Origin of the sequence: Ideonella dechloratans, from assembly GCF_021049305.1 — a bacterium.
Taxonomy (GTDB): domain Bacteria; phylum Pseudomonadota; class Gammaproteobacteria; order Burkholderiales; family Burkholderiaceae_C; genus Ideonella; species Ideonella dechloratans.
This window is the reverse complement of record NZ_CP088081.1, coordinates 3,112,138-3,125,612: the sequence shown is the minus strand read 5'-3', so window position 1 is coordinate 3,125,612 and position 13,475 is coordinate 3,112,138. Positions and strand designations below refer to the sequence as shown.

At 71.0% G+C, this 13,475-nt stretch carries 11 protein-coding genes; 3 read left to right on the top strand and 8 right to left on the bottom strand.

Annotation, left to right across the window (positions count from 1 at the left end; translation table 11 throughout):
• Window positions 1-18: 18 nt before the first annotated feature.
• The gene (locus LRM40_RS14425) at window positions 19-1,533 is read right to left on the bottom strand and encodes a peptide MFS transporter (RefSeq protein ID WP_151124267.1); all 1,515 of its coding nucleotides are present in this window, start codon (window positions 1,531-1,533) and stop codon (window positions 19-21) included.
• Window positions 1,534-1,786: 253 nt separating this feature from the next.
• Between LRM40_RS14425 and LRM40_RS14420 the strand changes: the two genes are divergently transcribed.
• On the top strand, window positions 1,787-2,326 hold the full coding sequence (locus LRM40_RS14420; RefSeq protein WP_151124268.1) for a hypothetical protein: 540 nt from the start codon (window positions 1,787-1,789) through the stop codon (window positions 2,324-2,326).
• 17 nt (window positions 2,327-2,343) lie between these two features.
• Here the strand turns inward: LRM40_RS14420 and LRM40_RS14415 are convergent, their stop codons facing one another.
• From LRM40_RS14415 to LRM40_RS14400, 4 genes are all read right to left on the bottom strand, one after another.
• Window positions 2,344-3,243: a 5'-nucleotidase gene (locus LRM40_RS14415; protein ID WP_151124269.1), complete on the bottom strand. Its 900-nt coding sequence runs from the start codon at window positions 3,241-3,243 to the stop codon at window positions 2,344-2,346.
• A 19-nt stretch (window positions 3,244-3,262) separates the two neighbouring features.
• Window positions 3,263-4,183, bottom strand: a complete 921-nt coding sequence (locus LRM40_RS14410; RefSeq protein WP_151124270.1) for an SPFH domain-containing protein — start codon at window positions 4,181-4,183, stop codon at window positions 3,263-3,265.
• 30 nt (window positions 4,184-4,213) lie between these two features.
• Window positions 4,214-4,657 carry an NfeD family protein gene (locus LRM40_RS14405; RefSeq protein ID WP_151124271.1) on the bottom strand — a complete coding sequence of 148 codons (444 nt, stop codon included), beginning with the start codon at window positions 4,655-4,657 and terminating at the stop codon, window positions 4,214-4,216.
• Window positions 4,658-4,723: 66 nt separating this feature from the next.
• Complete coding sequence (locus LRM40_RS14400) at window positions 4,724-5,722, bottom strand: AAA family ATPase (RefSeq protein WP_151124272.1); 999 nt, start codon at window positions 5,720-5,722, stop codon at window positions 4,724-4,726.
• A gap of 241 nt (window positions 5,723-5,963) precedes the next feature.
• Between LRM40_RS14400 and LRM40_RS14395 the strand changes: the two genes are divergently transcribed.
• Together LRM40_RS14395 and LRM40_RS14390 are read left to right on the top strand one after the other, a co-directional pair.
• Complete coding sequence (locus LRM40_RS14395; RefSeq protein ID WP_151124273.1) at window positions 5,964-7,514, top strand: methyl-accepting chemotaxis protein; 1,551 nt, start codon at window positions 5,964-5,966, stop codon at window positions 7,512-7,514.
• Between the two features lie 107 nt (window positions 7,515-7,621).
• Window positions 7,622-8,473 carry a hypothetical protein gene (locus LRM40_RS14390; protein ID WP_151124274.1) on the top strand — a complete coding sequence of 284 codons (852 nt, stop codon included), beginning with the start codon at window positions 7,622-7,624 and terminating at the stop codon, window positions 8,471-8,473.
• Between the two features lie 27 nt (window positions 8,474-8,500).
• Here LRM40_RS14390 and gspF read toward each other — a convergent pair whose 3' ends face one another.
• Genes gspF through gspD form a run of 3 tightly spaced genes read right to left on the bottom strand, consistent with a single transcriptional unit; the run spans window position 8,501 to window position 13,473 of the window.
• Entirely contained in the window at window positions 8,501-9,721 is a 1,221-nt protein-coding gene (gene gspF, locus LRM40_RS14385; RefSeq protein WP_151124275.1) for a type II secretion system inner membrane protein GspF, read from the bottom strand.
• A 13-nt stretch (window positions 9,722-9,734) separates the two neighbouring features.
• Window positions 9,735-11,171 (bottom strand): type II secretion system ATPase GspE, encoded by a 1,437-nt coding sequence (gene gspE / locus LRM40_RS14380; protein ID WP_151124276.1) that lies wholly within the window; start codon window positions 11,169-11,171, stop codon window positions 9,735-9,737.
• Between the two features lie 4 nt (window positions 11,172-11,175).
• Entirely contained in the window at window positions 11,176-13,473 is a 2,298-nt protein-coding gene (gene gspD / locus LRM40_RS14375) for a type II secretion system secretin GspD (protein WP_151124277.1), read from the bottom strand.
• Between the last annotated feature and the right edge of the window lie 2 nt (window positions 13,474-13,475).

The window sequence follows — 13,475 nt, the reverse complement described above, 5'->3', positions numbered from 1 at the left end:
CTCGGGTTGCCACCGGTTTCAATGGGAGGCGCGCCGGCTCAGGCGGGTCAGCCAGGGGGTGATCAGCAGCAGCAGCAGGCCCGCGCCGATCGAGGAGCTGAACAGGAACACGAAGGGCGGGATGCCGCTGCCGGCCAGCAGGCTCTCCAGCGCGCCAGCCAGGTAGTTGGCCACGCCGATGCCGGCCAGCCACACACCCATCAGCAGGCCCACCAGCCGGGCCGGTGCCACCTGAGAGACCATGGCATAACCCACGGGCGACAGCATCAGCTCGCCGATGGTGTGCAGCAGGTAGACGCCGGCCAGCCACAGCGGTCCCACCGAGCCCAGGGCCTCGGCGCGGCTCTGCGCGGCGGCCATCAGCACGAAGCCCAGGCCCAGCACGATCATGCCCAGGCCCATCTTGGCCGGGTCCGGCAGGGCAAAGCGGCTCTGGTCCAGGCGCAGCCACAGGGCCGAGAACAGCGGCGCCAGGCCCATGATGGCCAGCGGGTTGATGCTCTGGAACCAAGAAGCCGGGATCTCCCAGCCCATCAGGTGGCGGTCGGTCTGCTGGTCGGCGAACAGGCTCATCGAGCCGCCGGCCTGCTCGAAGCCCATCCAGAACACGATGACGAACACCGTGGTGATGGCGATCACGAGCATGGCCGACCACTCGGCCCGGGTGAGGGGCTGGGCGTCACGGCCCTGGCGTGGGCGCTTGACGCCGAAGAACACCGCCGCCAGCAGCGCCAGGCCGGCCACCAGCTTGGTGCCGGCGCCCAGCGTGGCCCACAGCGGGGCCAGCAGGTGGCCGGCTCCCAGCACCGCCAGCACCAGGGCCAGGCTGCCGGCCGTCCAGATGGCGATGCGCGGCCCATCGGCCCAGCCGATGGGAGCCTGGCCCTCGCGCAGGCCGGCGCGGCCTAGCTGCTGCTGGCGCCACAGCAGGGCGATGATGCCGAAGGCCATGCCCACGCCGGCGCTGGCAAAGCCCCAGTGCCAGCCCAGGCGCTCGCCCAGGGTGCCGGCCACCAGTGGCGAGAAGAAGGCGCCCACGTTCACGCCCATGTAGAAGATGGTGTAGCCGCCCGCGCAGCGCGGGTCACCGGGTTCGTACAGCATCCCCACCAGCGAAGTGCTGTTGGGCTTGAAAAAGCCGTTGCCCACGATCAGCAGGCCCAGGGCCACGTGCAGCAGCGGCTCGAAAGCCATGGCGAAGTGGCCCAGCATCATCACCACGCCGCCGATGACCATGGCTAGGCGGGTGCCGATCCAGCGGTCGGCCAGGTAGCCGCCCAGCAGCGGCGTGAGGTAGACCAGGCCGGTGTAGAGCCCGTAGAGCTCGAGCGCGTCGGTGCGCTCGTAGCCAAGGGCGTTGACCAGGTAGAGCACCAGCAGGGCGCGCATGCCGTAGTAGCTGAAGCGCTCCCACATCTCGGCCATGAAGATGACCTTCAGGCCGGGCGGGTGTCGGGTGACGGTGGCGGAGGACGCCGGGTCGGCAGCGGTCGTGCCGCGTGCCAGATCGGGAGAAGACGCAGAGGAAGACATCCGGTGTGTGGGGGGTGTCGGAACAGGGGCGCCCGGCGCACCGGGTGGGTGCGGGGCGAAACCGCGCATTTTCGCCGCCCGGCGGCTTGTGCCGTGGGGCGGGTGTTCCCGGGCCTGCTCGGGCGCGCCTTCCATCGCCCGCCGTGGCGTCTCATGTCCCGGCCCGCGCACTTCGTCGCAGTCTGCTGGCCGGGCCGGTGGCAGGCCGCGAGGATGCCGCCAGGGCAGGAGCGAACCCTGCGAGGAGCGAGCGATGACGATGCAAGGATGGCGCCCATCGGCCTGCAAGGCCCTGGGGGTGACGGCGGGCCTGGTGGCAGGCTGCCTGGCCGGCCCCGCCGCCCAGGCGGGCTGGAGCGCCGGGGTGACGGTGGACCCCGAGGCGACGGTGGCCCAGGTCGGCCTGCCAGCCTATCCGGGTGCCCAGCGCTACCGTGATCCGGACGGCGACGGCGGCGCGGTGGACCTCAAGCTCTGGGGTGGCGCACTGAGCCTGCGGGTGGTGGCGCTGAAGTACACCAGCCGCGACAGCCTGCCGCAGGTGACGGACTTCTACCGCCAGGCCCTGGCGCGGCTGGGCCCGGTGCTGGACTGCACGGCCGGCAGCCCCCAACGCGGCAGTCGCACGGCCAGCGGCCTGAACTGCCAGGAGGATCACCCGGCGCCGGGCCGCGTGCTGCTGAAGGCGGGCAGCCCCGCACAGCAGACCGTGGTGGGAGTGGAGCCGGGACCGGCGGGCACGGTGCGCTTCGACCTGGTGCGCATCGAGTCGCCCGGCTTCACGCCGCCCTGAGAGGCCGGTCCCGGGCTTCAGCGCGCGTTCATCGTGCCCGCATCCACGTGGCCGGCCGGCACATGCGAGGCCGCGTTCTCGACATGCCCGGTCTGGTCGTCGAAGAAGAAGTCGGGCTCGAACTCGGCCAGGAAGGGACCCTTGTCCCAGCCGCCCAGGAACATGGCCTCGTCCACCGGCACCTGCCAGGCCATCAGCGTGCGGATGGCGCGTTCGTGCGCCGGCGCGCCGCGGGCGGTGACCAGCGCGGTGCGCAGGCCCATGCCGGTCTCGGGCGTGCTCCGGCGCAGCCGGGTCAGCGCGTCCAGCAGGGGCTTGAAGGGGCCGGGGGGCAGGGGCCGGCCGGCCCGCTCGGTCTCGTGCTGCTGGAAGGCGTCCAGACCATCGCGCTGGAAGACCTGCTCGGCCTCGTCGGAGAACAGCACCGCGTCGCCGTCGAAGGCGATGCGCAGTTCGTCGGGGTGGGCGTCGGAGGCCTGGCGGGCGTGCGGCAGCACCCGTGCGGCGGGCACGCCCGCAGCCAGGGCCGAGCGCACGTCGGCCTCGTTGGCCGACAGAAAGAGCTGGGCCTGCAGCGGCCGCAGATAGCGCCAGGGGCTTTCGCCGCGGGTGAAGACGCCGCGCTCCAGCGTCAGCCCATGGTGCTGGGCGCTGCGGAAGACGCGCATGCCGGAGACCGGGTCGTTGCGCGAGAGGATGACCACCGCCACCCGGGGCCGGTCGCGGTTGAAGGCCAGCAGCTTCTGCACCAGCGAGAAGGCCACGCCGGGCGCGGCCGGCTGCTCCAGACGCTGCATCTGCAGGGCCATGTAGCCCTGGTCGTCACCGGTCTCGAACAGCCGGTTCTCCTCCTCGAAGTCGAACAGGGCGCGCGAGGCGATGGCGACCATCAGCCGGTCGTTGGGCAGGGCGGCCATGGCGGGCTCTCGCAGTGGTTCAGCGCGGGCCGGGCGTGGCGCCGCCCTTCATCAGCGCCATCGCGGTGCCGATCAGGCCGGCCACCTCGCCCATGTGACCGGGCACGATCATGGTGTTGTTCTTCTGGGCCAGCTGGCCGTAGGCCTCCACCGCCTTCTCGGCCACCTTGAGCTGCACCGCCTGCTCGCCGCCGGGGGACTGGATGGCCTCGGCCACCTGGCGGATGGCCTGGGCGGTGGCCTCGGCCACGGCAACGATGGCGGCCGCCTGGCCCTGGGCGTTGTTGATCTCGGCCTGACGCTGACCTTCAGAGCGGGCGATGAAGGCTTCGCGCTCGCCGGTGGCGATGTTGATCTGCTCCTGCTTGCGGCCCTCGGAGGCGGCGATCAGCGCGCGCTTCTCGCGTTCGGCGGTGATCTGGGCCTGCATGGCCCGCAGGATCTCGGCCGGCGGGGTCAGGTCCTTGATCTCGTAGCGCAGCACCTTCACGCCCCAGTTGGCGGCAGCGTCGTCCAGCGCGCTGACCACCGCGCCGTTGATCTGGTCGCGTTCCTCGAAGGTCCGGTCCAGCTCCATCTTGCCGATCACCGAGCGCAGCAGCGTCTGCGCCAGCTGGGTGATGGCGAAGACGTAGTTGCTCGAGCCGTAGCTGGCCCGCATCGGGTCGGTCACCTGGAAGTAGATGATGCCGTCCACCTGCAGCTGGGTGTTGTCCTTGGTGATGCAGACCTGGCTGGGCACGTCCAGCGGCACCTCCTTGAGCGAGTGCTTGTAGGCCACCCGCTCGATGAAGGGCATCACGAAGGTCAGGCCGGGGCTGAGGGTGCGGTCGTACTTGCCCAGCCGCTCCACCACCCAGGCATGCTGCTGCGGCACGATCTTGATGGACTGGCTGACGACGATGGCCGCGATGACCAGCAGCACGAGGGCGATTTCCATGGGTCGGTTCCTGGATGAAGGTTGGGAGGATCAGGCCGCGGGGGACAGGGGCACCAGCACCAGGCCCTGGGCCTCGACCGCACTGATGCGGTGCGGGCCCGGCTGCCCGCTGTGCCCGTGCGCGAGCCGGGCATTCCACTGGGTGCCCCGGTGGTCGACCCGGGTCGTGCCGTCGGGGTTCCAGTGGCTCACCTGCACGGTGGCACCGATGTCCAGGTGCAGGTCGCGGTTCTGCGGCGCCGGGGCCACCTGGATCCGCTGGCGGCGCAGCCGGTAGAGCAGGGCGGTGGCGCCGCCGCCCACGCCGGCGGCGATAACGATCTGCGCGGTCACGCCCAGGCCCGCATGCGCAGCCAGGGCGGCCGCGGCGGTGCCGGCGGCCAGCATCAGCAGGTAGAAGGTGGCGCTGGTGAGTTCCAGCACCACCAGCGCACCCGTGGCCAGCCACCACAGGGTCGAAGCCGAAAGGTCCATGCGCGCTCCATCTCGCGGTGGCGGCAGGCCACCGTCACCGCGAGTGTAGGCGCCAGGAGCGGCCGTTCAGTGCATGAAGCCGATGGCCGCCTTGCGGCTGCTGCCGGCCGCGGGCAGGTCCTTGAGCAGCAGGGTGCCGCGGCCATCCAGGCGGGCATTGCCGAAGGCGGTCATCCAGGCCCGGCGCATCTCGCGCGGGGCCACCTCGGCCAGCCGGTCCAGCACGGCATCCGACGGAGATTCGTCGAAGCGCTCGCCCCAGGCGTGGGCGGCGCGGATGGACTGGTAGAGCCGCCGGGCGATGGCCCGGGCAGCCTCCAGGTCGGGCATCTGCACCTCGTAGACGTTCATCCGGTTCAGGATGGGCTCGGGGATGCTGCGTTCGTCGTTGGCGGTGGCCACCCAGATCACCTGGCTGGCGTCGATGGGCACCTCGGCGAACTCGTCGATGAAGCTGTGGGCGGTGTCGTGCTCTAGCAGGCTGTAGAGCGCCCCCAGCGGGTCGTAGGCATGCTCGCCACGGGCCTTGTCGATCTCGTCGACCACCATCACCGGGTTAGCGTACTGGCCGTCCACCAGGGTCTCGAAAACCTTGCCGGGGCGCGCGCCCTTCCACTGGCTGGAGGCGCCCGAGAGCACCCAGCCGGCGGTCAGCGCGCTCATGCTGATGAAGCCCATGCCGGTGCCCAGCAGCTGGGCCACCTCACGGGCGAAATGGGTCTTGCCCACGCCGGGCGGGCCCAGCAGCAGCATGGGGGTGATCTCCAGCGCGTCGCGGCTGTCTTCCACCAGCGCGATCTGGCGCTTGAGGTCGTCCAGCGCCTCGTGGAAGTTGGGCAGCTCGTCGTAGAGGTGGTCCATGGCCGGCAGGCCGGCGGGCTTGACCTGGAAGCGCTCGGGCCCTTTTTCGAGCATGCGCTCGTAGGTGGTACGCAGGTGTTCATGTTCGCGGTCCGGCAGCTTGGACAGGCGCTGCTCCACCTCGTTGACGCGGTAGACGTTGCGCATGCGGGCGATCGGGATCGATGCGCCCTGAACGGTCATGAGCTCGTGAGACGTGGACATGCAACCTCCATCCGATCCGGCACCGGCCGCCCCGGTGCCTTCATTGCAGCAAAGCACCCGCCGCGTCCAAGTCGCGATCAGCGGCCGGATGCGGGCTCAGTTGCTGTTTTAGCAAAACCCGGGCCCGGGCGTGGTCGGGTCATGCCCCGGCTTTTCCACCGATCGGCGAGCGTCGGCCCGTGAAGAATGCCGCGTTCTGCCTGAGTGCCTTTCGCATTCATTCCAATCCAGGAGACTGTCCATGTGGCTTCAGAACGTGACCATCGGGCGCCGCCTGATCCTGGTCCTGTCCGTCATCCTCGGCCTGTCGCTGCTCAGCGGCATCGCCAGCGTGCTGATGCTCCGCGACCTCGGTCGGGAGGTCAGCGCCATGGTGGACGACCAGCTCAAGGTCGAGCGTGCCGGTGAGGCTTGGCTCAACAACACCACCGCCGGGGTGCAGCGCGCCGCGGCCATCGCCAAGAGCAGCGACCCCAGCCTGGTGGAGTACTTCGCTCCGGCCAGCGCCAAGGCCATCGCCGAGACGAACGACCTCCAGAAGGTGATCGAGGCGGCCATGGACACCGACGAGGAGAAGGCCGAGTTCGCCAAGGTGACCGCGCTGCGCAAGGCTTACCTGGCCGCACGCGAGCAGGTCAGCCGGCTGAAGAAGGCCGGCGACGTGGAGGGTGCGGCCAAGCTCTTCGCCGAGCAGTTCGAGCCCACGTCCGCGGCCTACCTGGCTGGCGTCCAGAGCCTGGTGGAGATGCAGCGTCGGACCTTCGACGCTTCCGCCGAGCGGGTGCAGGCCCTGCGTCTGCGCGCCACCACCGTGCTGGTGGTCGTCGGGCTGCTGTCCGTCGTGATCGGGATGGCCCTGGCCTGGCAGCTGACCCGCAGCATCACCGTGCCGCTGCGCGAGGCCGAGGCGGCCGCGCAGGCCGTGGCCCGGATGGACCTGAGCCAGCCGGCCCGGCGCCACTATGCCCGCGACGAAACCGGCCAGCTGATGCAGGCCATCGACGCGATGCGCGAGGCCCTGCGCAAGACGGTGCACGAGGTGCGGCGCGCGGTGGACAGCATCTCCACCGCCAGCACCCAGATCGCCACCGGCAACCAGGACCTGAGCGCCCGCACCGAGCAGACTGCCTCCAACCTGGAGGAGACCGCCTCGGCGATGGAGCAGCTCACCAGCACCGTGCGCAACAGCGCCGATGCCGCAGCCCAGGCCAACCAACTGGCGACCTCGGCCGCCGACGTGGCCCAGCGCGGTGGCGCGGTGGTGGGCGAGGTGGTGGCCACGATGACCGAGATCCACCAGGCCAGCCAGAAGATCGCCGACATCATCGGCGTGATCGACGGCATCGCCTTCCAGACCAACATCCTGGCGCTGAACGCGGCGGTGGAAGCCGCCCGCGCCGGGGAACAGGGCCGCGGCTTTGCCGTCGTGGCCGGCGAGGTGCGCAACCTGGCCAGCCGCAGTGCCGAGGCCGCCCGCGAGATCAAGTCGCTCATCGGGGCCAGCGTCGAGCGCGTGGAAACCGGGTCGCGCCTGGTCGGCGACGCGGGCAGCACCATGTCCGAGATCGTGGCCAGCGTGCAGCGCGTGACCGACATCATCGGCGAGATCAGCTCGGCCACCCGCGAGCAGAGCCAGGGCATCGGTCAGGTGAACCTGGCGGTGACCGACCTGGACCGCATGACCCAGCAGAACGCGGCCCTGGTCGAGCAGTCGACCGCCGCCGCCGAGAGCCTGAAGGACCAGGCTGGCCGCCTGAGCGGCACGGTCTCCACCTTCCGCCTGGAGGCTTGAGGAGAGCCTGAGCCCGGGGCGGCACCGTCCCGGATGCCCCGATCAGCCGCCCCCCGGGGCGGCTTTTTCATGGAGCGGAGCGGACCCCGGCTTTGAAGAATGGGGCCATGCTCCGGCTGCGCCTTTCCTCCAACCGCTGGCTGATGCTGGTGGCCGCCACGGCGGCTGCCCTGCTGGTCCTGCAAGCCCTGCTGTTGCAGCGGCTGGCGCAGACGCGTCCGCTGTTGCAGGCCCGGCTGCAGGCCGCAACCCAGGTGGCGGACGGTGTGGCCCAATGGCAGGCCGCCGCGCCCGCCGGGCTGATGCGCGAGGCCGCGGCCGCGCTGACGGACGATCCCGCGCTGGGACAGGCGCTCATCCAGGCCAGCCGGGCCCACCAGCGCCTGCCTGCGCCGGTGCAGGCCCAGCTGGACATGGAGGAGGCGGGGTGGCAGGCCGACACCGTGCAGGCCCAGACGGCCTACCGGGCAGCCTGGCAGGCCCTGCGCGCGGCCCGCCAGGCGGGCGACGGGGCCTCCCGGCTGGCGCAGCGCTACACGACCGAGCTGGACCGCGCCGCCACCGGCTTCCTGGCGCATCTGAATGCCTGGCATGCCGGCGAACAGGCCCGTCTGGCCGAGGCCCGGGCCGCTGTGCATGCAGCCGAGCGGGCCTGGCATCGGGGCTGGGCCCTGGGCTTTCTCTGGGCCAGCCTGCTGGCTGTGTCGTCCACCGCCCTGCTGCTGCGGGGCGCACCGCAGCAGGCCTGGCGCGGGCTGCTTCGGCGGCGTTGCTCGGCACCTGGCGCGCTGCCGTCACCGGTCGGGCGGCCCCCCCGGGTGCTGGTGATGGGGCGCTGGGTGGCGCTGGCCTCGTTCCAGTTCTTCCTGCTGGCCGATCAGCTCTGCCGCAGCACCGACCAGTGGGCCGATGGCCTGCAGTGGCTCGGCGCACTGCTGGAGCGCTTCATGCTGCATTGAACGCGACCGCCGGGCGGCGGCCTCCGTTCATTTCACCCAGGTGTTGAGCTGGATGATGGGCAGCAGCACGGCCAGCACGATCAGCATCACCACGCCGCCCATGGCGACGATGAGCAACGGCTCGAGCAGGGTGGCCACCGCCAGCGCGCGGCGCTGCACCTCGCTGCCCAGCTGGCGGGCGGCGCGGTCCAGCATCACGGGCAGTTGGCCGGTCTGTTCGCCCAAGCGGGCGAACATGGCCAGCAGGCCGGGAAAGCGCTTCTTGCCCGCCAGGGCGGAGGCCAGCGGCGCGCCCTCGCGCACCTGCACCAGGGCGTCCATCGCGTCGGCCCGCATGGCGTGGTTGCCCAGTGTCTCGGCCGCGGCCTGCAGCGCCTTCAGGATGGGCACGCCGGCGCTGGCCAGCATGGCCAGGGTGCCGGCGAAGCGGGCCGCGTTGTAGCCGCGCGAGAGCCGGCCCACCAGCGGCACCGTCAGGATGCCGGCGTCGAAACGTTCCCGGAAAGCCGGCTTGCGCAGGGCCAGCAGCAGGCCGCCCACGCCGGCCGCCAGCAGCAGCACGACCAGCAGGCCCCAGTGCCGCACGAAGCCGCTGATGGCCAGCATGGCCACCGTCAGGCCCGGCAGCGCGTGCTTGCCGTTGGCGAACACCGAGGCCACCTGCGGCACCACGTAGCTGACCAGGAAGGTCACGATGACCACCGCGATCAGCGAGACGATGGCCGGGTAGAGCATGGCGCCGATCAACTTGGCGCGCAGGGCCTGGCGTTCTTCGAGGTCGTTGGCCAGGCGGTCCAGCACCGGGCCCAGGGCGCCGCTGGCCTCGCCGGCGGCCACCACGGCGCGGTAGACGTCATCGAATTCGCGCGGCGCGGTGGACAGGGCGCGGGCGAAGGGGCTGCCGGCGTTGACCTCGCTGCGCAGGTGGGCGATGAGCTCGCGCTGGCGCGGCTCCTCGGCCTCGTCGGACAGGGCGGTCAGCGCCCGCTCCAGCGGCAGGCCCGAGCTCACCAGGCCGGCCAGCTGGCGGGTCCAGACGGTCAGGCCGCTGTTGGTGAAGGCCCGTCGGCCGCGCGGCATCATGGAGCGGCCGCCGGCGGCTTCGACCATGGCCACCGCGGTGACGGCCAGCGGCACCAGGCCCTGGCCCCGCACCAGGGCGCGCGCGGCCTTGGCGTTGTCGGCCTCGACCAGGCCATGCACCGTCTTGCCGGCGTCGTTGAGGGCCTCGTACTTGAATGCGGACATGGTGGGGCGGGGCTCAGTCGCGGGTCACGCGCAGCACTTCTTCCAGGGAGGTGATGCCCTGGGCCACCAGGCGCTCGCCGTCCTCGCGCATCGAGCGCAGGCCGTTGCGGCGGGCGGCCTCGACGATCTCGCTCTCGGCCGCCTGGCTGTGGATCAGGGCCTGCACCGCCGGGTCCACCGTCATCAGCTCGTAGACACCGGTGCGGCCCTTGTAGCCGCTGCCGCCGCATTCGGGGCAGCCCACGGCGACCCAGCGTGGCTGGCCACCGGGGCCGGGCTCGCCGGGCTTCTTGCAGTGGGTGCAGAGCTTGCGCACCAGGCGCTGGGCCTGCACGCCCAGCAGGCTGGAGCTGAGCAGGAAGGGCTCCACGCCCATGTCGATCAGGCGGGTGACGGCCGAGGGCGCGTCGTTGGTGTGCAGCGTGGCCAGCACCAGGTGACCGGTCAGCGAGGCCTGGATGGCGATCTGCGCAGTCTCGAAGTCGCGGATCTCGCCGATCATGATCACGTCCGGGTCCTGGCGCAGGATGGCGCGCAGGGCCTTGGCGAAGGTGAGGTCGATCTTGGCGTTGACCTGGGTCTGGCCGATGCCGGGCAGCTCGTACTCGACCGGGTCTTCCACCGTCAGGATGTTGGTGGTGGCGGTGTCCAGCCGGCCCAGGCTGGCGTACAGCGTGGTGGTCTTGCCGGAGCCGGTCGGGCCGGTGACCAGCACGATGCCGTGGGGCTGGTGCACCAGGTCGTCGAAGGCGTTGAGCACGGCGCCGTCCATGCCCAGGCCTTCCAGCGTGAACTTGGATTCGCTCTTGTCCAGCAGACGCAGCACGGCGCGTTCGCCGTGCGCGCTGGGCAGGGTCGAGACCCGCACGTCGATGGCCTTGCCGCCGATGCGCAGGCTGATGCGGCCGTCCTGCGGCAGGCGCTTCTCGGCGATGTCGAGCTCGGCCATGATCTTCAGCCGGCTGATCAGCGCGGCGTGCAGGGCCTTGTTGGGCTGCACCACCTCGCGCAGCGTGCCGTCCACCCGGAAGCGCACCGAGCTGCTGCGCTCGTAGGGCTCGATGTGGATGTCACTCGCGCCGTCCTTGGCCGCCTGCGTCAGCAGGGCGTTGAGCATGCGGATGATGGGCGCGTCGTTGGCGGCTTCCAGCAGGTCCTCCACCGCCGGCAGCTCCTGCATCATGCGGGAGAGGTCCACCGCGCTCTCGACCTCGCCGATCACCGAGGCGGCACTGCCCTCGCCTCCGGCATAGGCCTCGGCCAGGCGGCGGGCCAGGGCCTCGGCCGGCACGGCTTCCAGACGGTCCACGGCGTACAGCCGAAGCACCTCGCCCAGCGCGCTGCGCGGGCTGCTGTCGGCACAGTGCAGCACGAGCTGCCGGCCGTCGTCCTCCAGCAGCAGGGTGTTCGCCTTGGCGAAGGCGTAGGGCAGGGGGTGTCGCTGGCCCATGGCGTCAGTTCGGTGCGGAGGCGGGAGCCGAGGCGCCGTCGGCGGGCGCCTGCGGGGCCTCGAAAGGCCGGGTGACCAGCGGGGAGGCCGGCACCGGCTGACCCGGCTGACGGGCCGGCAGCAGCGGCGCGCTGTCCACCGGCAGCAGGATGTCCTTCTCCGGCTGGGCGTTCTGCTGCAGCGCGCGGATGGCGTCGTAGCGGTCCACCACCAGCTTGTCCATCGAGTTGTTGTCCCGGATGATCACCGGCCGCAGGAACAGCATCAGGTCGGTCTTGGTGCGCGTGCGGTTGGTGTTGCTGAAGAGCTTGCCCACCAGCGGAATGCTGCCCAGCAGCGGCACCTTGTTGTCGGCGTCGCCGTACTCGTCCTTGAGCAGGCCGCCCAGCACCATGGTCTGGCCGTCGTCCACCACCACGGTGGTCTCGATCGAGCTCTTGTCGGTGATGGAGCTGCCGTCCGAGCGCAGGGTGGAGTTCTCCTGGTAGACCGTCATGCGGATGGTGCCGCCCTCGCCGATCTGGCTCTTGATGCGCAGCACGATGCCCACGTCCTTGCGCTCGACGGTCTGGAACGGGTTGACCGAGTTGCTGCTGCCGCCGGTGTTGGTGTAGCTGCCGGTCACGAAGGGCACGTTGGAGCCGATGACGATCTTGGCCTCCTCGTTGTCCAGCGCGACCAGGTTCGGCGTCGACAGCACGTTGGCACCGGATTGGGTCTGCAGGAAGTTGGCCAGGGCCCCCAGTGTGAAGGCGCCGTTGATCTTGTTCAGGATGCCGATGTTGATGCCCTGGTTCAGCGAGGCAGCGGTGCTGGTGCTGCTTGTTCCGCTGGAGCTGGTGCTGGTGCCGCCGAACTGCGCCAGGGTCAGGTTGGCGATGTTGCCGGTGCTGCCGTAGTTGGTGCCGACGTAGCCGATGGTGTTGTTGCTGGTGCTGCCCAGGATGCCCTGCCACTGCACGCCGAACTGCGCGGCCTTGGCCGCATCCACCTTGACGATCATGGTCTCCACGTAGACCTGGGCGCGGCGGGTGTCGAGTTGGTCGATCACCTGGCGCATCTGGCGGTAGACGGGCTCCGGTGCCGAGATGATCAGCGAGTTGGTGGCCGGGTCGGCCTGGATTTGGCCGCCGGTGGATACCGAGGCGGTGGCACTGACCGGCGTGGTCGAGGCGCTGGACAGCGCACTCGTGGCACTCGAGCTGTTGGTCGTCCCCAGTCCGCCCGGGTTGGTGGCCGTGGCGGTGGGGCGTGCGCTGCTGCCGCTGGCACCCGCCAGACCGCCGGTGCCGGCGGCCCCGCTGTTGGACCCGCTGGCCGCGGCCGCGCCGCTGGCCATGGCCGCGCGCAGCACCTCGGCCAGGCGCACCGCATCGGCGTTCTTCAGGTAGACCACCCAGATGTTGCCGGCCGGGCCGCCGCCCGGTACGGGGCGGTCGAGCTTCTCGATCAGGGCCTTGGCCGCGGCCATGCGGGTGGGGTTGGCGGCGCGGATCACCAGGGCGTTGGTGCGCGGCTCCACCATGATGGTGGTGGCGCTGCCGCTCTGGGCCACGGCAGCCGCGCCCGGGGCATTGCTGGCGGCCACGTCGCTGAGCTTCTGGATCAGCGGTGCCAGGTCCGAGGCCATGGCGTAGCGCACCGGCACGATCTCGATCTCGGAGGCGGCGGGCTGGTCCAGCGCGGCGATGATCTTGCCCAGGCGCTGCAGGTTGTCCGCGTAGTCGGTGATGACCAGGGTGCCGTTGCTGGGGTTGGCGTTGATCGTGTTGTTGGCACTGATCAGCGGGCGCAGCACCGCCACCAGGTTGTTCGGGTTCTCGTGGTTCAGACGGAAGATCTGGGTGACCACCTGGTCGCCATGGGCCGTGGGCGTGCCCACGGTCACGGTGCCGGCCTGCAGCTTGGCCTCGGCCTCGGGCACCACCTTGAGCAGGCCTGCGTTTTCCACCACGGTGAAGCCCAGGCCGCGCAGGGCGGCCAGGTAGCTGCGCCAGGCCTCCAGCGGCGGCTGCGGCTTCTCGCTGGTGACGGTGATCTTGCCGCGCACCCGCGGGTCCACCACGATCTGCCGGTCCAGCATGGTGCCGATGGCGCGCGAGACGGCGTCCACATCGGCATCGACGAAGTTCAGCGTCACCGGGGCCCGGGCCCGGGTGGCCGGCATCGGGGGATCGTCGCCCGCGGCGCGGCCCGGCAGCGGTGCGGCCAGGCTCAGCGACAGGATGAAGGCCAGGGGCTTCAGCCGGGGCTGCGAGGCGGCCACGGGGCCGCGCGTTGCGTGGTGGTTCGAAGAGCTCATGT